This is a genomic window from Rathayibacter sp. AY2B3 (assembly GCF_002931755.1).
GTDB lineage: Bacteria > Actinomycetota > Actinomycetes > Actinomycetales > Microbacteriaceae > Rathayibacter.
This window is the reverse complement of sequence record NZ_PSUG01000061.1, coordinates 1-18917: the sequence shown is the minus strand read 5'-3', so window position 1 is coordinate 18917 and position 18917 is coordinate 1. Positions and strand designations below refer to the sequence as shown.

The window sequence follows — 18917 nt, the reverse complement described above, 5'->3', positions numbered from 1 at the left end:
CGCTCCGCCGAGACGCCACCCTGTGACCCGAGACACCGCCGTCACCGGGGCGTCTCGGTGGTTCGAGCGGCGGAGCGGAGCGGCCGAGCGGAGCGGCGGGCGCCGTCAGCCGGAGGACTCCCGCGGTACGAAGCGGACGGGCATGGCCTGCACGCCGGTGGTCGGGCGGCCGTGGATCGCGTTCGAGAGCTCCTCCGCGGCGGCGCGGCCGAGCGTGTCGAGCATCATGTCGATGCTCGAGAGCGGGGGGCGGGCGGCCTCGACGAGGAGGTCCCAGTTGTCGAAGCCGACGACGGCGACGTCCTGCGGCACGCGCCGGCCGGTCTCGCGCAGATGGTCGAGGGTGCCGCGGGCGATCTGGTCGCTCGCGCAGATGATCGCGTCGAGGTCCGGATGCGCGCGCAGCAGCGTCTCGGCGCACTGGCGGCCCCAGCTCTCGGACCACTGCCCGAAGAGGACGCCGCCGCCGACCAGCGGGAGCCCCGCCTCCGTCAGCGCCTGCTCGACGCCCCGGGCGCGGTCGTGCGCGGCGGTGTAGCTCGGCTCGCCGTTGACGAGCGCGATCCTGGTCCGTCCGCGCTCGATCAGGTGGCGGGCGGCGAGGACGCCGGCCTGCACGTTGTCGGGCGTGAAGGAGGAGTCGCGGGGATCCTCCGAGGGCGCGTAGGCGTAGACGACCGGCACCGGGATGGTGCGCGTGATCGAGGGGCGGGGGTTCGTCGTCCGGCCGAGCACCACGATCCCGTCGACGCGCTTGGCGAGCAGGTTCTTGATGTGGTGCTGCTCGCGGATCGAGTCGCCGCGGGCGTCGCAGAGCAGCACCGACGTCGACCCGGCGCCGAAGGCGTCCTCGGCGCCGAGCAGCACGGGGAGCACGAAGCGGTTGTCGAGGTCGTTGGTGAGCATCCCGATGGTGCCCGTGCGCCGGGAGTTGAGGGCCTGCGCGAACGGGTTCGGGGTGAAGGAGAGGGCCTCGGCGGCGTCGAGCACGCGCTGGCGGGTCTCGGCGCGCACCTGGTCGCGGCCGTTGAGCGCCTTCGAGGCGGTGGCGATCGAGACGCCGGCGGCGGCCGCCACGTCGGTGAGCGTGATGGTGCCGGTGGGCTTTCGTGGTGACACCGGTCCTCCGTTCCGGGCCCGACGGGCCGCCGCGTCGATCCTCGCACGACTCCGCGGAAAAACCGAAAAGACCGAAAAGGTGGCTTCTCTTGACGGACCGCCCCCCTCTGCCTAGGTTTACCCGACAGAAAGTAGTTTCGGCCCGGCGCAGACGATCGGGACGACTGCCGAGGAATCCGTCAACGACGAAGGGATCATCCGTGAAGACGAGGAAGCACGCTCGGGGCCTCGCCGCCGCCGTCCTGCTGGGAACGGCCGCCGCCGCACTGACCGGCTGCGCGAGCGGCACAGGGGGCGACTCCGGCTCCGCCGCGGGAGGCAGCTACACGTTCTGGGATCCGTACCCCCAGTTCGACGAGACGTCCGACTGGGCGAAGCTCATCGACTCCTGCGGGACCGAGGCCGGCGTCACCGTCGAGCGCACCGGCTACGACACCACCGACCTGACCAACAAGGCGCTGCTCGCGGGCCAGCAGGGCAACTCGCCCGACCTCCTGCTCGTCGACAACCCGGTGGTCTCGACGCTCGCCGAATCGGGGATCCTGACCACCACCGCCGAGAACGGACTCTCCACCGACGGCATCGATGCGAACATCCTCGCCGCCGGTCAGACCGGCAGCGACACCTTCGGAGTGCCGATCGGCGCCAACACACTCGCGCTGTACTACAACAAGGCCGTCCTCGAGAAGGCCGGCGTGGACGTCTCCTCGATCACCGACTGGGCGAGCCTGACCGACGCGCTCGAGAAGGTCACCGCGTCCGGAGGCAAGGGCATCACGTTCTCGGGCATCGGCACCGAGGAGGGGACCTTCCAGTTCCTGCCGTGGTTCTGGGGCTCGGGGGCCGACCTGACGCAGCTCGACTCGTCCGACGCCGTCGACGCCGTCTCGCTCTGGAAGGACTGGCTCGACAAGGGCTACGCGCCCAACTCCGTGATCGGCAACACGCAGACCACGAGCTGGCAGGAGTTCGAGACCGGCGAGTACGCGTTCGGCGAGAACGGCACCTGGCAGCTGGCCAACGCGAAGGCGTCGGGCATCGACTACGGCGTCCTGACCATCCCGTCGAAGGACGGCGGAGCGGCCCCCGCACCGACCGGAGGCGAGTTCCTCACCCTTCCGATGCAGTCGGACACGGCGCGCTACGAGACCTCGAAGAAGATCGCCGAGTGCCTGACCTCCACGGAGAGCCTGGTCACGACCGACAACACGCTCTCGTACATCGCGCCGACGGCCGAGGCGCAGCAGGAGCAGGTCGCCGGCAACGCCGACCTCGAGCCGTGGGTCACCGCCGTGCAGGCCGCGAAGGGCCGCACCTCGGACGACCTCGGGACGAAGTACCCGAAGATCTCGGAGCAGCTGTGGGGCGCGGTGCAGACCGTGCTCAGCGGTTCGCAGTCGCCCGAGGACGCCCTGAAGGCCGCCCAGTCGGCCGCCGAATCCGCCACGAAGTAGGACGACCGGGGGCTCCTGCTCCCCGAACGAGGTCCGCCCGGCCGGTGCTCCGCGCACCGGCCGGGCGGACGGGAGAGACCATGACCACTGCCACCGAGACCGCCCGCCTCCTGCGGCGCGGCACCGAGCCGCCGGCCCCGCCCGCCCCGGCCGCCGAGAGCCGCCGGCGCCGCTGGCGCCCCGAGGGCGGCCGCCTCGTCGCCTGGGCGTTCCTCGCTCCGCTCGTCGCCTACCTGCTCGTCTTCTACGCGTTCCCGCTCTACCGCAACCTCGAGCTGAGCCTGAAGGACTACACGGTCCGCTCGTTCGTGCAGGGGAACGCGCCCTTCGTCTGGTTCGACAACTACGTCCAGGTGTTCCAGGACGCGACCTTCGGCCCGGCGCTGCTGCACACCGCGGTGTTCACCGGCGTCTCGCTCGTCTTCCAGTTCACGCTGGGGCTGGCGCTCGCCGTGTTCTTCTACCGCCGCTTCCCGCTCGCGAGCACGCTCCGGGCGCTGTTCCTGGTGCCGTGGCTGCTGCCGCTGATCGTGTCGGCGTCGACCTGGTCGTGGATGCTGAACAGCGACTCCGGCATCGTCAACGCGTTCCTGGAGTCGTTCGGGATCGGGCAGATCAACTGGCTCACCTCGCCGAGCACCTCGCTGATCGCGGTCCTGATCGCGAACATCTGGATCGGCATCCCGTTCAACCTGGTGATCCTCTACTCCGGCCTGCAGAACATCTCGCAGGACCTCTACGAGGCGGCCTCGCTCGACGGCGCGACCGGCGCCCAGCAGTTCTGGCGGATCACGCTGCCGCTTCTGCGCCCGGTGTCGGCGATCACGATCCTGCTCGGCCTCGTCTACACGCTGAAGGTGTTCGACATCATCTGGATCATGACGAAGGGCGGCCCCGCCGACTCCTCGACCACGCTCGCCACCTGGACCTACCAGCTCGGCTTCGGCTCGATGCTGCCCGACTTCGGACCGGCCGCGGCGGTCGGCAACCTGCTGATCATCCTGGCCCTCGTCTTCGGTCTCGTGTACATCCGCGTCCAGCGGAAGCAGGCCGACTCGTGACCGCGCGCCGCCCCTGGTACCTGACGGTGGTCGGGATCGCCCTCACGGCGATCATGCTGTTCCCCGTCTACTGGATGATCAACGTCTCCCTCACCCAGACCGGCTCGATGCGGAAGGATCCGCCGGACTGGTTCCCCTTCTCGCCCACGTTCACCGGCTACCAGGCGGTGCTGAGCGAGCAGCTGCCCTACCTCGGCACCAGCCTCGTCGTCGGCCTCGGCACGGTGCTGCTGACCGTCGCCATCGCCGCCCCCGCCGCCTACTCGCTGGCGAAGCTGCGGCCCCGCGGCGGGCAGGCCCTCTCGTTCGTGCTCCTGATCGCGCAGATGATCCCGGCGATCATCATGGCGATGGGCTTCTACGCCATCTACCTCAACCTCGGGCTGCTCAACTCGATCCCGGGCCTGATCGTGGCCGACTCCACCATCGCGGTGCCGTTCGGCGTGCTGATCTTCACGGCGTTCATGTCGGGGATCCCCGACGAGCTCACCCAGGCGGCCCGGATGGACGGAGCGAGCGCCTGGCGCACCTTCACCTCGGTGATCATGCCGATCAGCCGCAACTCCGTGGTCACCGTCTCGCTGTTCGCGTTCCTCTGGGCCTGGTCGGACTTCATCTTCGCCTCGACGCTCGACAGCGGCGGGAAGCTCCAGCCGATCACCCTCGGCATCTACAAGTACATCGGCAACAACAACCAGGAGTGGAACTCGATCATGGCGACCGCCGTGGTCGCCTCGCTCCCGGCCGCCGTCCTCCTCGTCGTCGCCCAGCGGTACGTCTCAGCGGGAGTCACCGCCGGCGCCGTCAAGGACTGACCCGTCCCTCCAAGGAGACACCGTGACCCTCACCGCCCCCACCGCCACCGCCCTCGGCGGCCCGGTCGCCCCCTCGCGGAGCGTGCTCCGGCCGCTCCGCCAGGACGAGATCCGCCTCACCGGCGGCTTCTGGAAGCACTACCAGGACCTCAACTCCTCCGCCGTCATCGAGCACTGCCGCTCGTGGATCGAGCGCGTCGGCTGGGCCGGCAACTTCGACCGCGCGGCCGACGGCTCGATCTCGTCCGCCGAGGGCGGCGACGCGCACGCGGGCATCGAGTTCGTCGACTCGGAGGTCTACAAGCTCCTCGAGGCCATGGCCTGGGAGCTCGGCCGGAGCGACGACGCCGGGCTGCAGGAGCGGTACGACGACCTCGTCGCGCGGGTCGCCTCCGCGCAGGATCCGGACGGGTACCTGCACACGAGCTTCGGCCGGCCCGGCCAGCGCGCGCGCTACTCCGATCTGGAGTGGGGCCACGAGCTGTACAGCTTCGGGCACCTGATCCAGGCCGCCGTAGCGAGGCTGAGGACAGGGCACGACGACCTCCTGCCGCAGGTCGCGCGGCGCCTCGCCGACCACGTCCACCGGGAGTTCGGCCCCGACGGGCGGGTCGCCGTGTGCGGCCACCCCGAGATCGAGCCGGCGCTCGCCGAGCTGGCGCGGGCGACGGGGGAGGAGCGCTACCTCGAGCTCGCCCGCTTGTTCGTCGAGAGGCGCGGCACCGGGACGCTGAAGCCGATCGCGTTCGGCGCCGAGTACTTCCAGGACGACGTGCCCGTCCGCGACGCGGAGGTGCTGCGCGGCCACGCGGTGCGGGCGCTCTACCTCGCCTCCGGAGCCCTCGACGTCGCGGTCGAGACCGGCGACGCCGAGCTGGAGGAGGCGGTCCGCCGCCAGTGGGAGGCGACCGTCGAACGGCGCACCTACGTCACGGGCGGGATGGGCTCGCACCACCAGGACGAGGCGTTCGGCGCCGACTACGAGCTGCCCCCGGACCGCGCCTACGCCGAGACCTGCGCGGCGATCGGCTCCACGATGCTCAGCTGGCGCCTCCTGCTCGGCTCGAACGAGCCCCGCTACGCGGACCTCATGGAGCGGACGCTGCTGAACGCGGTGCTCCCCGCGACCCGCGACGACGGCCGCGCCTTCTTCTACACGAACACGCTGCAGCAGCGCGTCGACGGAGTGGCTCCGGACGAGTCGCGCGAGACCGACCGCGCGCAGTCCAGCCTCCGCGCGCCCTGGTTCTGGGTCTCGTGCTGCCCGACCAACACCGCCCGCACCCTGGCGAGCGTGGAGCTCGGCTTCGCGACCGCCACCGACGAGGGCGTGCAGCTGCACCAGTACGGCGCCTACGAGGTGCGCACCGGAGGCGTCGCGCTGCGCGTCGAGACGGAGTACCCGGCCGACGGCGAGATCGTCGTGCGGATCCTCGAGGACGCGGAGTTCGCGCTGACGCTGCGGGTCCCGCCGTTCGCGCGGGGCTCGGCGCTGCTCGACGGCGAGCCGGTCTCGACGCCGACCGTCACCGTCCGCCGGGCGTTCTCCGCCGGCGACACCGTGCGGCTCTCGCTGCCGATGACGGCCCGCTTCGTGGCCCCGCACCCCCGGATCGACGCGGTGCGCGGCCAGGTCGCCCTCGAGCGCGGGCCGTTCGTGCTGGCGATCGAGTCGCTCGACCTGCCCGAGGGTCTGGACACCGAGCACATCGCGGTCGACGCCTCGGTGCCGCCCGTCGCGACCGCGGAGGGTGCGCGCGTGGCTCTCGTGACGCGGGAGGCGGCTCCCGGCTGGCCCTACGGCTCCGTGCCGGTGGAGGAGGGGCGCCGCTTCGAGGCGGAGTTCCGGCCGTACCACCGCTGGGCGAACCGCGGACCGTCGACGATGCGGATCTGGACGCCGACGGCCTGACCCGGGGGCGCTCGCGAGAACGCGGAAGTCGTCGCACTCGCGCTCGAGTGCGACGACTTCTGCGTTGTCGGCGGTGGTGCAGCCGGGCCGTGCGCTCAGATCCAGCCGCGCTCGCGGGCCTCGATGACCGCGCGCTGCCGGGTGTCGACGTCGAGCTTGCGGAGGATCGACGAGACGTGATTGCGGACGGTGCCGGAGGAGAGGTGCAGCGCTGCGCCGATCTCGCCGATCGTCTCGCCGCGGGAGCCGGCGCTGAGCACGTCGAGCTCGCGGTCGGTCAGCGGGCTGCGCGTGTTCGCCAGGGCGTCGGCGGCGATCTCCGGATCGACGTAGCGGCGTCCGCTCGCGACCTGGCGGATCACCTCGGCGACGTCCTCGACCCGGCGCGACTTCGGCAGGAAGCCGCTGACGCCCGCTCCGAGCGCCCGCCGCAGGACCCCCGGCCGCGCATGCCGGGTGACGACCACGACCCGCGTCGCCGAGACCCGGCGCAGCCGCTCCGCCGCCTCGATCCCGTCCAGCCCGGGCATCTCGACGTCGAAGAGGCACACGTCGGGCTGCAGGCGCAGCGCCTCCGCGACCGCCTGCTCGCCGTCGCGGCACTCGCCCACGATCTCGAGGTCCTCCTCGAGGCGGAGGAGCGCGGCCAGCGCCGTGCGGATCATGTCCTCGTCGTCGGCGATCAGCACCCGGATCACGAGTCGCTCCCGACCGGCAGGCGCGCGTCCAGCTCGAAGGAGCGGCGGACCGCCCCGGTGCGCAGCGTCCCGCCTGCCCGCTCGACCCGCTCCGCCATGCCGAGGACGCCCGAGCCGGTCCCGTCCGCCTCCTCCGCGTCCGGGGCCAGGTCGTTCACCGCCTCGAACCGCCACTCGTCGCGCTCCCGCGCGAGCCGCAGCCGCGCGCTGGTGCCGCCTCCGTGCTTGAGGATGTTCGTCGTCGTCTCGCGGACCACCGGCCCGAGCGTCTCGGCGGGCGCCTGGGCCGCCGCCGGGTCGACCTCGAGCTCGACGCGGAGCCCGGCCGAGCGGAGCAGGTCGGCGGCGTTGGCCAGCTCGTCGACGAGCGGGACGCTGCGAAAGCGCGTCGCCAGCTCGCGGGTGCCGGTGCGGGCGCCGTCGACCGAGCGCTGGGCGGCGCGCAGCTGCTCGAGCGCGGCCTCCGGGTCGCTCCCGAGGAGACGCTCGGCGAGCTCGAGCTGCAGCGCGATGACCTGGAGGTGGTGGCCCTGGAGGTCGTGCACGTCGCCGGCGAGCAGCAGGCGCTCCTGGGCGGCGGCGAGCCGGCCCTCGGCGGCGCGCGCCCGGTCGAGCTCGCGAACGATGTCCCACCACCACAGCGCGCTGACGACGGTCAGGGGCAGCAGCGTCGCGAACAGCAGGAGGGTCGAGAGCGCGGCCGACGCGTCCGGTGCCGCGCGCGTCTGCTCGAGCACCGCCGCGACCCCGAGGACGATCGTGCAGAGCACCATCACCCGGAGCCGCACCCCGCTCTGCCAGGGCAGCACGGCGACCAGGGTCGCGGCGAGCGAGAGCCCGAGCGCGAGGCTCCCGGCGGCCGTGCCGGTGAGCGCGGCGGCCGCCACTCCGAGGCAGAAGACCAGGGTCGGCGCGGCCCGGAGGCGCACCGGACCCTCGCGGTCGGCGCGCCGGTACGCGAGCGCGGTCGGCGAGAACACCGCGATCCAGGCGGCCGCGCCCAGGAAGTACGCGCCCTTCCGCCACTCCTCGGCCTCGGCGCTCAGCACCGCCACGGACCAGACGGCCAGGACGACCACCACGAAGGAGGCGGCTGACGCGAGGGTGTACCACCAGGTCACTGCGACGCCGCGGCCTGCGCGCACGGGCGGATCCGCCTCGGTCGTGTTCACCATGCGGCCCAGGCTACGACCATGACACTTGTCACCCCTCGGACCGTCGATCGTCCCGGACAGCGGTGACCCGGCGGCACTGCCGCGGCGCTCCCGGACACGGTCGGATGGAGGAGTCCCGAGAGCCGGGGCCCCGCATCGGAAGGCACGACCATGACGATCATCAGCGACGCGATCCTCGGATTCCAGGACCTGATCGGCCGCGTTCCGGAACTCGTACAGCCCCTCGTCGTCGCGGCGGCCGGGGCCGTCCCCTTCATCGAGGGCGAGGGGGCGGCGTCGATCGGCATCATCGGCGGCATCCACCCGGTGGTCGCCGGGCTCGCCGGGGCGATCGGCAACTTCGTCTGCGTGGCGCTGCTCGTATTGCTGGGCACCGGCGTCCGCTCGGCGATCACCGGCCGCTCGGAGGCGAAGCGGACGAGTCCGCGGCGCGAGAAGTTCCAGCGGGCCTTCACCCGCTACGGCGTCCCGGGCGTGAGCCTGCTCGGGCCGCTGCTGCTCCCGACGCACTTCACCGCGGTGATGCTGGCGGGCGCGGGAGTCGGCCGCGGGCGGATCCTGCTCTGGCAGGGCGTCGCGATCGCACTGTGGACAACGGTGCTGACGGTGATCGTCGGGCTCGCCGTCTCGGGCGCGACGCAGGCGGGCTGAGCGCGCCGGGCACCGGTCCTCGGGCGTGCGAACCCGGTGGCGCAGTTCTGTCCGCACCGGCGGTCAGTGCCGGATGCGCCGCCCCGGTCCGTCGTCCGGGTCCGCCGGGCTGCGGGGCTGCAGCTGCGTGTGCAGGCGGATGAGGGTGTCGCGCAGCCGGGTCTTGACGGTGCCGAGGGGGATCGACAGCTCCTCGGCGATCTCGGAGTGGCTGTATCCGCGGACGTAGGCGAGGTAGAGGACGTCGTGGTGGATGGCGGCGAGCTGCCGGATCGCGCCGGCCGCGGGCGCCAGGGCCAGTCGGACGTCCGAGCGCTCCCACTCGTGATCCCTCGGCCGGTCGAGGACCGTGTACTGCACCTCCCGGCGCCGCGCCGACCGGTCCGCCCGGGCGCGGTCCACGGCCCGACGGTGCGCGACCTGGGCCAGGAAGGCGAGGACGGGACGGCCCGGGTCGAGCGAGCGCGCCGTGCGCCAGAGCTCGAGGTAGACCTCCTGCGTGACCTCCTCGGCGGCGGCGCGGTCGTCGAGCACCGCGTCCGCGACGGAGAGGACCCTGCTCGCGGTGAGCGAGTAGAGCTGCCGGAAGGCGGTCCGGTCGCCCGCGCAGACCCGCAGCAGCAGGGCCGCCGACCGCGCAGGGCCGTCCCCGGGCTCACGCCGCTTGCCTGTCATCGTCGACACAGGGCTCAGCCTGGCACCGCGGACGCGCTCCTCCCGGGGTCGTGCCCCCAAAGATGGCCCCCGTTAGAGGCTCACTTCTGCTCGCGTCCGCCGATGCGCGCCGCCCGTCCCCCCTCTGTGCAGGGCCGGCCGTTCGCAACCGAGGCTCGGAGCGTCCGACGGGGCCCATCAGGCCAGTGCCGGGCCGCTCGACCTCGGTTGCGGACGGGCTCAGGCTGCGACGCGCGCGTTCGACTGCGCGAGGAGCGCGACCGAGCGCAGGCGGGCCTCCGTCTGCAGCGACGCGTGGGCGACGATGACCTCGTCGGCGTCGGCGGAGCGGGCGAAGTCGGCGGCGTAGTCGGCCACCTGGTCGCCGGTACCGACGCCGGTGTAGGTGGTCATGCTCGCGACGTGGGCGCCGATCGGTGCGCTGAGCAGGGCGTCGAGCTCCTCGTCGTCGAAGGTCTGGCCGACGGGGATCTGCCCGCTCTGGCGCAGCAGCATCATCAGGCGGGCGCGCTTCATCTGCGCGAACTGCTCCTGCGCGTCCTCCTCGGTGTCGGAGGCGATGGCGTTCATCCCGGCGATCACGTAGGGCGCGTCGAGCTGCTCGGAGGGGCGGAAGCCGCGGCGGTACTCCGCGACGGCCTGGTGGAGCGCGTCCGGAGCGAAGTGCGAGGCGAACGCGTAGGGCAGGCCCAGGGCGGCGGCGAGCTGCGCGCCGAAGAGCGAGGAGCCGAGGATGTAGAGGGGGACACGGGTGCCGGCGCCCGGCGTCGCGCTGACGCCGGGGATGCGGGACTCGCCGGCGAGGAAGGCCTGCAGCTCGAGCACGTCCTGCGGGAAGCGCTCGGAGGAGTCGGGGTCGCGGCGGAGCGCGCGGAAGGTCGCCTGGTCACTGCCGGGGGCGCGGCCGAGCCCCAGGTCGATCCGGCCCGGGTGCAGCGTCTCGAGGGTGCCGAACTGCTCGGCGATGGTGAGCGGGGAGTGGTTCGGCAGCATGACACCGCCGGAGCCGAGGCGGATCGTGGAGGTCTGCGAGGCGACGTGCGCGATGAGCACCGAGGTCGCGCTGGAGGCGATGCTCGCCATGTTGTGGTGCTCGGCGTACCAGACGCGGCGGTAGCCGTTCCGCTCGGCCTCCTGGGCCAGGGCGACGGAGGCGGCGAAGCTGTCGCGAGCGGTCTCACCGGGGGCGATGGGGGCGAGGTCGAGGATGGAGAGGGGAACGCTCATGGTGAGGGCAACGCCCGCGACGGCTCCGGTGTTCCCGTCGCGGGCGCCTTCCTCACGCCTCAGGGATGGCGCGGCCGAACGCCTCCAGCGTCACGGCCTCGGGCTCCGGTCCGCCGCGCACGCCGGCCTCGAGGGCGTCGATGCGGGCGAGCTCCGAGCCGGAGAGCGCGAAGTCGAACACGTCGATGTTCTCGGCGATGCGCTCGGGGCGGGTCGACTTCGGGATGACCTGGCGGCCCTCCTGCAGGTGCCAGCGCAGCATCACCTGCGCGGCCGTCTTCCCGTACTTGGCGCCGAGCTCGAGGAGCACCGGGTCGTCGAAGCTGCGGCGCGGGGAGTCGCGGTAGGCGGTGATCCCGCCGATGGGCGACCAGGCCTGGGTGAGGATGTCGTTCTCGCAGCCGAAGCGCTCGACCCGCCGCTGCTGGAAGTACGGGTGCACCTCGAGCTGGTTGACCGCGGGGACGACGTCGGTCTCGGCGAGCAGGCGCGTGAGGTGCTCGACCATGAAGTTGCTCACCCCGATCGCCCGCACCCTCCCGTCGGCGAGCAGCCGCTCGAGCGCCCGGTAGGCGTCGAGAGTGCGGTCGAAGGCCTCGGGCAGGGCCTGGTGCAGGATAAGCAGGTCGATCCGCTCGACGCCGAGTTTGCCCGCGCTCTTGTCGAAGGCGTGCAGCGTCTCGTCGTAGCCGTAGTCGCTGATCCACACCTTCGTCTCGAGGAAGACGTCGTCGCGGCCGGCGATCGCCTCGCCTACCTCGCGCTCGTTGCCGTAGGCCGCCGCCGTGTCGATGTGCCGGTATCCCGCGTCGAGCGCGGCGGCGACGGCCGCGCGGGTCTCGTCGGGCGGAGTCTGGAAGACGCCGAGTCCGAGGGCGGGGATCTCGACACCGTTGTGGAGAGTGAACGTGTTCATGAGCTCACGCTACGACCGCAGACGCCGAGTCGCCCGAGAAGCCGCGCGCGACTCCTCAGGCGACCCCGTCGCTCCGGCCCTGCTCAGCCGTCGATCGGCAGCAGGATCCCCTTCACCGTCTCGTCCGTGGCGAGGAACTCCTGCACGGCCGGGTCCTGGAAGGCCTGGACGAGCTTCTTCACGTTCTCGGTGTCGCGGTACTCCGAGCCGATGGTGAGCTGCCCGGCGAAGTCGTCGGGGGCCTGCGGGGCGAAGATCTGCTGCTCGATCGGGATGCCGGCGGCGAGGTAGTACTCGGTGTAGCCGACGGCCGCATCGAGGTCCGGGAGCGCGCGCGACTGGGCGGCGAAGTCGAGCAGGGTGAACTGCAGGTTCTTCGGGTTCTCGGCGATGTCGTCCTGGGTCGCGGTGCCCGGCTCCGTGCCCGGCTTCAGCGTGATCAGGCCGGCGTTCTGCAGCAGCCAGAGGCCCTGCGCCTCGTTGGCGGGGTCGGAGTAGAGCGAGACCGTGCCGCCGTCGGGGATCTGGGAGACGTCGGAGTACTTGTCGCTCCAGAGCCCGAAGCCCCAGCGGAAGACGGGAGTGGCGGCCTCCTCCTCGAAGTCGGGGTTGGCCTCGAGCACCTGCCCCAGCCAGAGCTTGTGCTGGTACACCGTGGCCGCGACCTCGCCCTCGCTCACCGCGCGGTTGATGGTGTTGCTGTCCGAGAGCCCCTTGAAGGCGACGGTGATCCCGTAGCGCGGCGCCACCTCCTTCGCGACGAAGTCGACCAGGGCCTGCTCGGAGGCGTTGCCCTCGGCGGTCGCGACGTAGAGGGTCGCGCCCTCCTGCTCGTTGGCCGAGACGGCGGGGGAGAGGAGCGGGACGGCGATCGCGGAGGCGACGCCGACCACGACGACGGCCGCTCCGGCGATCCAGGGCCAGCGGCGCTTCTTCTTGAGGTCGAATCCGAGGTCGTCGGGAGTGGACATGGCGGTGCCTTTCGAGGAGGGGGTGCGCGGGCGCGCGGGAGGGACGCCCGAGGGCGCAGGAGGAGGAGTGGTGGTTCTAGACGGCGGCCGCGACCCGCGGCGCTCGCCGCGAGCGGGAGGCTCCCGGGGTGGTGGCGCGGACGAGGGCGTCGCCGGTGAGCTGCACGGTCGCGACGGTGGCGACCAGGATCACGATGGTCGCGAGCATGACCGTGGTGTCGAAGCGCTGGTAGCCGTAGGTCACCGCGACGTAGCCGATGCCGCCGGCACCGATCGTCCCGGCGATCGCCGAGTACTCGATCATCGCGATCGTGTTGATCGTCAGGCCGCCGATGATCTGCGGCACCGCCTCGCTCAGCTGGGCGGTCCGCACCACCTGCAGCCGCGACGCTCCGGAGGCGCGGGCGACGCGGGTGAGCGAGAGCGGCACGCTCCGCAGCGCGTTCTCGACGATGCGGGTGAAGAAGGCGATCCCCGCGATCGACATCGGCACGACGGCGGCCGCGATCCCGATGTTGGTGCCGGTGATCAGGCGCGTGAACGGCATGATCGACGCCATCAGGATGAGGAACGGCAGCGAGCGGCCGACGCTGATCACGGCGCTGAGCACCTGGTGGGCGGCCCGGTTCTCGGCCAGCCCGCCCGGAGCGAGGTTGTGCACGAGAGCGCCCAGCGGCACGCCGACCAGCACCACGACCGCCATGACGATGCCGACCATGATCAGCGTCTCGCCGAGCGCCGGCAGCACCAGCGCGGGGATCTGCTCGAGCGGGACCTTGTTGTCGAGGTGGAGGATCACGCCGCCACCTCCTCGGCGAGGACGCGCACGCCGGCGGGCCGGACGGACAGGCCGAGCTCGGCCGCCGCGCGGGTGAGCCGCGCCTCGTCGACCGGGCCGAGCCCGATCGTCGCGTGGCCGACCGCCTGCCCGTCCACCGTCTCGATCGCCGCGCCGAGCAGCGCGACCGGGCCGACCGCCTCCGTGAGCCGGGTGACCCAGTCGGACGGCACTCCGGAGCGGGAGTAGCCCACCACCCATTCGCCCAGCCCCGGGCCGGGCGCGACGGAGGGGCGCACCGGGTTGAGGGCGAGGCCGAGCGGGGACGCGGGGTCGCGCAGCAGGTCGACGAGGCGCCCCGACTCCACGATGCGGCCGTGGTCGAGGCGGGCGACGGAGTCGGCCACCTGGCGCACCGTCTCCATCTCGTGGGTGATGAAGAGGATCGAGAGGCCCAGGTCGTCGCGCAGCTCCTTCAGGAGCGTGGTGATCGCGCTGGTCGAGGCGGGATCGAGGCCCGAGGTGGCCTCGTCCGAGAGCAGCACCGAGGGGCGGAGGGCGAGCGCGCGGGCGATGCCGATGCGCTGGCGCTGACCGCCGGAGAGCTGGTGCGGGTAGTAGCGGGCGCGGTCCGAGAGACCGACGCGCTCGAGCAGCTCCGCGACGCGGCGCTTCGTCTCGGCGGCGGTGACGCCGAGGTACTCCAGCGGCAGGGCCACGTTCTGCTCGGCGGTGCGGCGGCTGAAGAGGCCGTCGGACTGGAAGACGGTGCCGATGCGGCGGCGGGCGACGCGCAGCCGCTCCTCCGAGAGCTGCGAGAGCGCCTCCCCGTTGACGACGACCGTGCCCGAGGTGGGCCGCTCCAGGAGGTTCACGCAGGCGGCGAGCGTGCTCTTGCCCGCACCGCTCGGGCCGACGACGGCGAAGATCTCGCCGGTCGCGACCGAGAAGTCGAGGCGGTCGAGCACGGTCGCCTGACCGTACGACTTGCTGAGCTGCTCGAGCCGGATCATCGTGTTCCTTCGGACGGGTCGGGCGGCCGCGGCCTCTCCGCGTCGTCCCGGACACGATGATGGAGCACCGCGGGTCCGCTCGTCCCGGCCCGCGTCGCCCGGCGTCATCCTTCGTCGCCGGGCGTAACACTGCGCGGGGCGGAGGGGGTCGCCGACGCCGCTTCCGCCGCTGCAGGTGCGGCCGGGCGCCTCCCGCTCAGCTCGCGGCGGCCGCCGCGCGGGGGGTGTCGGCGCTCGTCAGGGCGAGGCCGATCACGCCGGCCAGCTCGCCCAGGTCCGACGTGTGGATGGTCAGGTGCCGCGTGGCGAGCGGGTGGGTGCGCAGGTAGACGCGCTCGCGCAGGCCGGACATCAGCACCTCTCCGCAGTCGCCGAGCTGGCCCGAGATGACGATGGTCCGCGGGTTGAGGATGTTGACGAGGTCGGCGACCGCCTCGCCGAGGACGCGGCCGGCCTGGCGCACGGCCTGCGTCGCGCGCATGTCGCCGCGGAGCACGCGGGCCGTGACGTCGGCGACGTGCTTGATCGAGGGGTCGTCGGCAGAGAGGTCGCGGACGAGGGCCCAGCCGCTCGCGTAGGCCTCCACGCAGCCGGCGTTGCCGCAGCGGCAGGGCAGCGGATCCGCGTCGACCGTGCCGGTGACCGCGCGGGTGTGGCCGATGTCGCCGGCCGCGCCGACGGCTCCGCGGATCGTCGCTCCGTTGAAGACGAGGCCCGAGCCGATCCCGGTGCCGAGCTTGAGGCTGATCAGGTTGTCGGAGCCGTGATGGCGCGACTCGGCGAGGGCGCGGGCGTTGGCGTCGTTCTCGATGACGACCTGCACGCCCTCGTAGGGCTCGGCGAAGTAGCCGGCGATGTCGAAGTCGTCCCAGCCGGTCATGATCGGCGGGTTGCGCACGCGCCCGGCGGCGAACTCGACCGGTCCCGGGACTCCGACGCCGATGCCGGCGACCGCGTCGCCCTGCTGCAGCCGCTCGAACGCGGCGAGCACCAGCGTGAGCACGGCGTCCGGCCCCTCCCAGACGTCGACGACACCGCTCTCGTGCCGGAGGGGTGTGCCGCGCAGGTCGCAGGCGGCGGCGACGAATCCGCTCGCCCCGATGTCGGCGGTGAGGAACACCGTGCCGACCAGGTTCATCGCGAACATGCTCGAGGGGCGCCCGCCCGTGGACTCGCCGCCGGTGGTGGGGGCGATCAGGCCGAGCTCCACGAGGGTCGCGAGGCGCTGGTTGACGGTGGAGCGGGAGAGCCCCGTCTGCTCCATCACCGCGTTGCGCGAGACCTCGCCCTGCTCGCGGAACAGCGCGAGGACGTCGGCCACGTGCGAACCGGCCTCGCCGGTGGAGTACCCCGTCATCGCTCCCCCTCTTGTCACGGTCAGCGTACATGGCTGCCGACGAGAAACTTGAAGTTCCCTGACTTTCGTATTGCGGTAACGCGAAAGCCCGGGTAGTTTTCGTACACCGGCACGCAGTGGTGCCCTGATCTTCAAGGATGACGATGAACCGCACAGCACGCCGCCTCCTCCCGGTTCTCGCACCGGTCGGCGCCCTCGCACTCCTCCTCACCGGCTGCGCCTCGGGTGGCGACACGGCCGCCGGCGGCTCCGGATCGACCAAGGTCGCCGCGGTCATCAAGGGCCTCGACAACCCGTTCTTCCAGGCGATGGAGAACGGCATCGAGGACACCGCGAAGGACGACTCCGTGGACGTCTCGGTGCAGGCCGCCGCCGACATCGGCGACACCACCGGCCAGGCCGACAAGCTCACCACCGTCGCCGGTCAGGACTTCGGCTGCCTGATCGTCAACCCGATCAGCGGCACGAACCTGGTGCAGGCCCTCGCCTCCGCCACCGGCAAGACGATCGTCAACATCGACAGCCCGCTCGACCCCGACGCGGTGCAGGCCGCGAACCTCGACGTCACCACCTACATCGGCACCGACAACGAGGCCGCAGGCGGCAAGGCCGGCGACTTCCTCCTGAAGCAGCTGCCCGCCGGCTCCGAGGTCGCCGTCATCGGCGGAGTCTCGGGAGACGTCACCAGCGCCGCCCGCGTCGACGGCTTCACCGCCGCGATCGGCTCCGACCTCACCGTCGTCCAGGAGGCCGCGGCCGACTGGAAGCGCGAGGTGGCGCTGACCAAGGCGACCGACATCCTCGCCGCGAACCCCGACGTGAAGGCGTTCTTCGCCGCGAACGACGACATGGGCCTCGGCATCGTCAAGGCCGTCGAGAACGCGGGCCTCACCGGCTCCGTCCAGGTGGTCAGCGTCGACGGCAACGAGGACGCGCTGCAGTCCGTGAAGGACGGCGGCCTCACCGCCACCGTCGCCCAGTACCCGTACGCGATCGGCCAGCTCGGCGTGCAGGCGTGCGAGGCCGTCGGCGCCGGCGAGGAGATCCCCGCCGAGATCGAGTCGCCCACCGCGCTCGTGACCTCCGAGACCGCGGAGCAGGCCCTCGGCGCCTTCCCCCAGCCGTTCGAGGAGTTCGACAACCCGCTCGCCGCGCTCGTCCCCAGCAAGTAGGACCTCCCGCCCATGGCAACCCAGGAAGCGACCATGACCTCAGTCACCGCCCGACCCCCGGCCAGCGCCTCCCCGCTGCTGGCGAACCTCCGTCAGCTCAGCTTCTGGGCCGAGAACGCCGCACCGATCGGGCTCGTCGCTCTGGTGATCGTGTTCTCGATCGCGACGCCGACGTTCCTCAGCCTCGGCAACATCAAGGCGATGCTCGTCGCCGCCGCGATCCTGGTCATCCTCTCGATCGGCCAGTCCTTCGTCATCACCACCGGCGGCATCGACCTCTCGATCTCGGCGACGATGACCGTCGGAGCGGTCGGCTTCGGCATCGGCTGGAGCGCCGGCTGGGGCTTCTGGCTCTCGGCGCTCGCGGCCCTGCTCTTCGCGGGGCTGATCGGAGTGATCAACGGCTTCCTGATCGCGAAGGGCAAGGTCACCGACTTCATCGCGACACTGGGCACGCTCTCGGTGGCCACCGGCCTCGCGCTGATCGTCTCCGACGGCAAGCCGATCACGGTCGGCAGCCCCGAGCTGCTCCGCCTCACCACCGGCTCGATCGGGATCATCGGCTACCCGATCATCCTGGCCGCGGTCATCGGAGTCGTCGCCTGGGTCGTCATGTTCCGCACTCGCTTCGGCCTGCACGTGCAGGCGGTCGGCGGCAACGAGGAGAGCGCGGTCGCCAACGGCATCAAGGCCGGGCGCGTGCGCATCGCGGTGTACATCATCGCCGCGGTCCTCGCCGGAGTCGGCTCGCTCCTCCTCGTCGCCCGCGTCGGCGCCGCGGAACCGGCCATCAACACGCAGTACCTGCTCAACTCCATCGCGGCCGTCGTGCTCGGCGGAGTGAGCCTCACCGGCGGCAAGGCCAAGATCGTCGGCCCGATCATCGGAGCGTTCCTCCTGACCGCGCTGACCAACGGCCTGACCCTGCTCGGCGTCTCGCAGTTCTACCAGCCCCTCGCCGTCGGCCTGGTGGTCGTGCTCGCCGCCCTCATCACCCGCTACCAGAAGAAGTGAGCCCAGCCATGACCAGCGACATCCTGCTCGAAGCGCGGGACATCAAGAAGTCCTTCGGCGGCGTCCACGCTCTCAAGGGAGCGTCGATGTCGATGCGCCGCGGCGAGATCACCGCCCTGATCGGCGACAACGGCGCGGGCAAGTCCACCCTCGTCCGCTGCCTCTCCGGGGTGCACCCCGCCGACTCCGGCACCATCACCCTCGACGGCGACGTGGTGCACTTCACCACTCCGCTCGGCGCGCGGGACGGCGGCATCGAGACGGTGCACCAGACCCTCGCCCTGGTCGAGGACCTGACCGTGTGGCAGAACTTCTTCCTGGGCCGCGAGCTCACCAAGGGCGTGCCCGGGGTGCGGTTCCTCGACCGGACGCAGATGAAGAAGACGGCCCAGGAGCTGCTCGGCGACCTCGCCGTGAACGTCCCGCCGGTCACCAGCAAGGTCCGCCGCCTCTCGGGCGGCCAGCGCCAGGCGGTCGCGATCGCCCGGGCCGCGGGCTGGGGCAGCAAGATCGTGATCATGGACGAGCCGACCGCGGCGCTCGGCGTCCAGGAGACGGCGCGCGTCGAGAAGATCATCCTCAAGCTGCGCGACGCCGGAGTGGCTGTGCTGCTGATCAGCCACAACTTCGACCAGGTGATGCGCCTGAGCGACCAGGTGTGGGTGATGCGCGCGGGCCTCGCCGTCGCCGGCCGCCGCACCGCCGAGACCAGCGGCGACGAGCTCGTCTCGCTGATCACGGGCGCGAAGGCCGCCTGATGCACCCCGAGTTCCTGCACCGCGGGAGCACGGAGCGCTCGTCGCCGATCGGGGTCCACGCGGAGGCGTCGGGGTCGGCGGGCGCCGGGATCTCGATCAGGTCGAAGCCGATCGAGGCGGCGGTGCCGATGGCACGGCGCCCCGACTCCGG

Annotated in this window: 18 protein-coding genes; 8 read left to right on the top strand and 10 right to left on the bottom strand. The window is 72.1% G+C overall.

Features of this window, described 5'->3' with window-relative positions; translation table 11 throughout:
* Window positions 1–105: 105 nt before the first annotated feature.
* Window positions 106–1119 carry a LacI family DNA-binding transcriptional regulator gene (locus tag C5C24_RS16035; RefSeq protein WP_104305440.1) on the bottom strand — a complete coding sequence of 338 codons (1014 nt, stop codon included), beginning with the start codon at window positions 1117–1119 and terminating at the stop codon, window positions 106–108.
* 200 nt (window positions 1120–1319) lie between these two features.
* On the opposite strand from C5C24_RS16035, the gene C5C24_RS16030 reads away from it, so the two are divergent.
* The 4 genes from C5C24_RS16030 (at window position 1320) to C5C24_RS16015 (ending at window position 6361) form a co-directional block, all read left to right on the top strand.
* The gene (locus tag C5C24_RS16030) at window positions 1320–2573 is read left to right on the top strand and encodes an extracellular solute-binding protein (RefSeq protein WP_104275463.1); all 1254 of its coding nucleotides are present in this window, start codon (window positions 1320–1322) and stop codon (window positions 2571–2573) included.
* Window positions 2574–2653: 80 nt separating this feature from the next.
* Window positions 2654–3634: a carbohydrate ABC transporter permease gene (locus C5C24_RS16025; RefSeq protein WP_104275462.1), complete on the top strand. Its 981-nt coding sequence runs from the start codon at window positions 2654–2656 to the stop codon at window positions 3632–3634.
* Window positions 3631–4449, top strand: coding sequence for a carbohydrate ABC transporter permease (locus C5C24_RS16020; protein WP_104275461.1), 819 nt, complete (start codon window positions 3631–3633; stop codon window positions 4447–4449). Before C5C24_RS16025 ends, C5C24_RS16020 begins: the two co-directional genes overlap by 4 nt.
* Before the next feature lie 22 nt (window positions 4450–4471).
* Window positions 4472–6361: a glycoside hydrolase family 127 protein gene (locus C5C24_RS16015; protein WP_104305439.1), complete on the top strand. Its 1890-nt coding sequence runs from the start codon at window positions 4472–4474 to the stop codon at window positions 6359–6361.
* A 95-nt stretch (window positions 6362–6456) separates the two neighbouring features.
* Here C5C24_RS16015 and C5C24_RS16010 read toward each other — a convergent pair whose 3' ends face one another.
* On the bottom strand, window positions 6457–7059 hold the full coding sequence (locus C5C24_RS16010; protein ID WP_104237744.1) for a response regulator transcription factor: 603 nt from the start codon (window positions 7057–7059) through the stop codon (window positions 6457–6459).
* On the bottom strand, window positions 7056–8234 hold the full coding sequence (locus tag C5C24_RS16005) for a sensor histidine kinase (RefSeq protein ID WP_104275459.1): 1179 nt from the start codon (window positions 8232–8234) through the stop codon (window positions 7056–7058). Before C5C24_RS16005 ends, C5C24_RS16010 begins: the two co-directional genes overlap by 4 nt.
* Before the next feature lie 150 nt (window positions 8235–8384).
* Here C5C24_RS16005 and C5C24_RS16000 point away from each other — a divergent pair, with 150 nt between their 5' ends.
* On the top strand, window positions 8385–8885 hold the full coding sequence (locus tag C5C24_RS16000) for a small multidrug efflux protein (RefSeq protein ID WP_104222703.1): 501 nt from the start codon (window positions 8385–8387) through the stop codon (window positions 8883–8885).
* A gap of 63 nt (window positions 8886–8948) precedes the next feature.
* Here the strand turns inward: C5C24_RS16000 and C5C24_RS15995 are convergent, their stop codons facing one another.
* The 7 genes from C5C24_RS15995 to C5C24_RS15965 form a co-directional block, all read right to left on the bottom strand.
* Entirely contained in the window at window positions 8949–9560 is a 612-nt protein-coding gene (locus tag C5C24_RS15995) for a sigma-70 family RNA polymerase sigma factor (protein WP_258065339.1), read from the bottom strand.
* A gap of 219 nt (window positions 9561–9779) precedes the next feature.
* On the bottom strand, window positions 9780–10787 hold the full coding sequence (locus tag C5C24_RS15990) for an LLM class flavin-dependent oxidoreductase (RefSeq protein WP_104222705.1): 1008 nt from the start codon (window positions 10785–10787) through the stop codon (window positions 9780–9782).
* Window positions 10788–10839: 52 nt separating this feature from the next.
* Window positions 10840–11703 carry an aldo/keto reductase gene (locus tag C5C24_RS15985; RefSeq protein WP_104281899.1) on the bottom strand — a complete coding sequence of 288 codons (864 nt, stop codon included), beginning with the start codon at window positions 11701–11703 and terminating at the stop codon, window positions 10840–10842.
* Between the two features lie 83 nt (window positions 11704–11786).
* Entirely contained in the window at window positions 11787–12674 is an 888-nt protein-coding gene (locus C5C24_RS15980; protein WP_104275455.1) for a MetQ/NlpA family ABC transporter substrate-binding protein, read from the bottom strand.
* 76 nt (window positions 12675–12750) lie between these two features.
* Window positions 12751–13473: a methionine ABC transporter permease gene (locus tag C5C24_RS15975; RefSeq protein ID WP_258065338.1), complete on the bottom strand. Its 723-nt coding sequence runs from the start codon at window positions 13471–13473 to the stop codon at window positions 12751–12753.
* Window positions 13470–14465, bottom strand: coding sequence for a methionine ABC transporter ATP-binding protein (locus C5C24_RS15970; RefSeq protein ID WP_104305437.1), 996 nt, complete (start codon window positions 14463–14465; stop codon window positions 13470–13472). Before C5C24_RS15970 ends, C5C24_RS15975 begins: the two co-directional genes overlap by 4 nt.
* A gap of 196 nt (window positions 14466–14661) precedes the next feature.
* Window positions 14662–15822, bottom strand: coding sequence for an ROK family transcriptional regulator (locus C5C24_RS15965; protein ID WP_104305436.1), 1161 nt, complete (start codon window positions 15820–15822; stop codon window positions 14662–14664).
* A 143-nt stretch (window positions 15823–15965) separates the two neighbouring features.
* On the opposite strand from C5C24_RS15965, the gene C5C24_RS15960 reads away from it, so the two are divergent.
* From C5C24_RS15960 to C5C24_RS15950, 3 genes are read left to right on the top strand one after another with little or no spacing between them, the layout of a single operon-like run.
* Window positions 15966–16994, top strand: coding sequence for a substrate-binding domain-containing protein (locus tag C5C24_RS15960; protein ID WP_104275450.1), 1029 nt, complete (start codon window positions 15966–15968; stop codon window positions 16992–16994).
* A 33-nt stretch (window positions 16995–17027) separates the two neighbouring features.
* The gene (locus tag C5C24_RS15955; RefSeq protein ID WP_104222714.1) at window positions 17028–18008 is read left to right on the top strand and encodes an ABC transporter permease; all 981 of its coding nucleotides are present in this window, start codon (window positions 17028–17030) and stop codon (window positions 18006–18008) included.
* Window positions 18009–18016: 8 nt separating this feature from the next.
* A complete protein-coding gene (locus C5C24_RS15950) occupies window positions 18017–18766 on the top strand; it encodes an ATP-binding cassette domain-containing protein (protein ID WP_104222715.1) in 750 nt (249 codons plus the stop codon).
* The last annotated feature ends 151 nt before the right edge of the window (window positions 18767–18917 follow it).

Excerpts from the sequence above, each read along its gene's own strand:
- C5C24_RS16025 (WP_104275462.1), top strand. The coding sequence starts at position 2,654 with ATGACCACTGCCACCGAGACCGCCCGCCTCCTGCGGCGCGGCACCGAG.
- C5C24_RS16005 (WP_104275459.1), bottom strand. The coding sequence starts at position 8,234 with ATGGTGAACACGACCGAGGCGGATCCGCCCGTGCGCGCAGGCCGCGGC.
- C5C24_RS16000 (WP_104222703.1), top strand. The coding sequence starts at position 8,385 with ATGACGATCATCAGCGACGCGATCCTCGGATTCCAGGACCTGATCGGC.
- C5C24_RS15995 (WP_258065339.1), bottom strand. The coding sequence starts at position 9,560 with ATGACAGGCAAGCGGCGTGAGCCCGGGGACGGCCCTGCGCGGTCGGCG.
- C5C24_RS15990 (WP_104222705.1), bottom strand. The coding sequence starts at position 10,787 with ATGAGCGTTCCCCTCTCCATCCTCGACCTCGCCCCCATCGCCCCCGGT.
- C5C24_RS15985 (WP_104281899.1), bottom strand. The coding sequence starts at position 11,703 with ATGAACACGTTCACTCTCCACAACGGTGTCGAGATCCCCGCCCTCGGA.
- C5C24_RS15980 (WP_104275455.1), bottom strand. The coding sequence starts at position 12,674 with ATGTCCACTCCCGACGACCTCGGATTCGACCTCAAGAAGAAGCGCCGC.
- C5C24_RS15970 (WP_104305437.1), bottom strand. The coding sequence starts at position 14,465 with ATGATCCGGCTCGAGCAGCTCAGCAAGTCGTACGGTCAGGCGACCGTG.
- C5C24_RS15965 (WP_104305436.1), bottom strand. The coding sequence starts at position 15,822 with ATGACGGGGTACTCCACCGGCGAGGCCGGTTCGCACGTGGCCGACGTC.
- C5C24_RS15960 (WP_104275450.1), top strand. The coding sequence starts at position 15,966 with ATGAACCGCACAGCACGCCGCCTCCTCCCGGTTCTCGCACCGGTCGGC.
- C5C24_RS15955 (WP_104222714.1), top strand. The coding sequence starts at position 17,028 with ATGACCTCAGTCACCGCCCGACCCCCGGCCAGCGCCTCCCCGCTGCTG.
- C5C24_RS15950 (WP_104222715.1), top strand. The coding sequence starts at position 18,017 with ATGACCAGCGACATCCTGCTCGAAGCGCGGGACATCAAGAAGTCCTTC.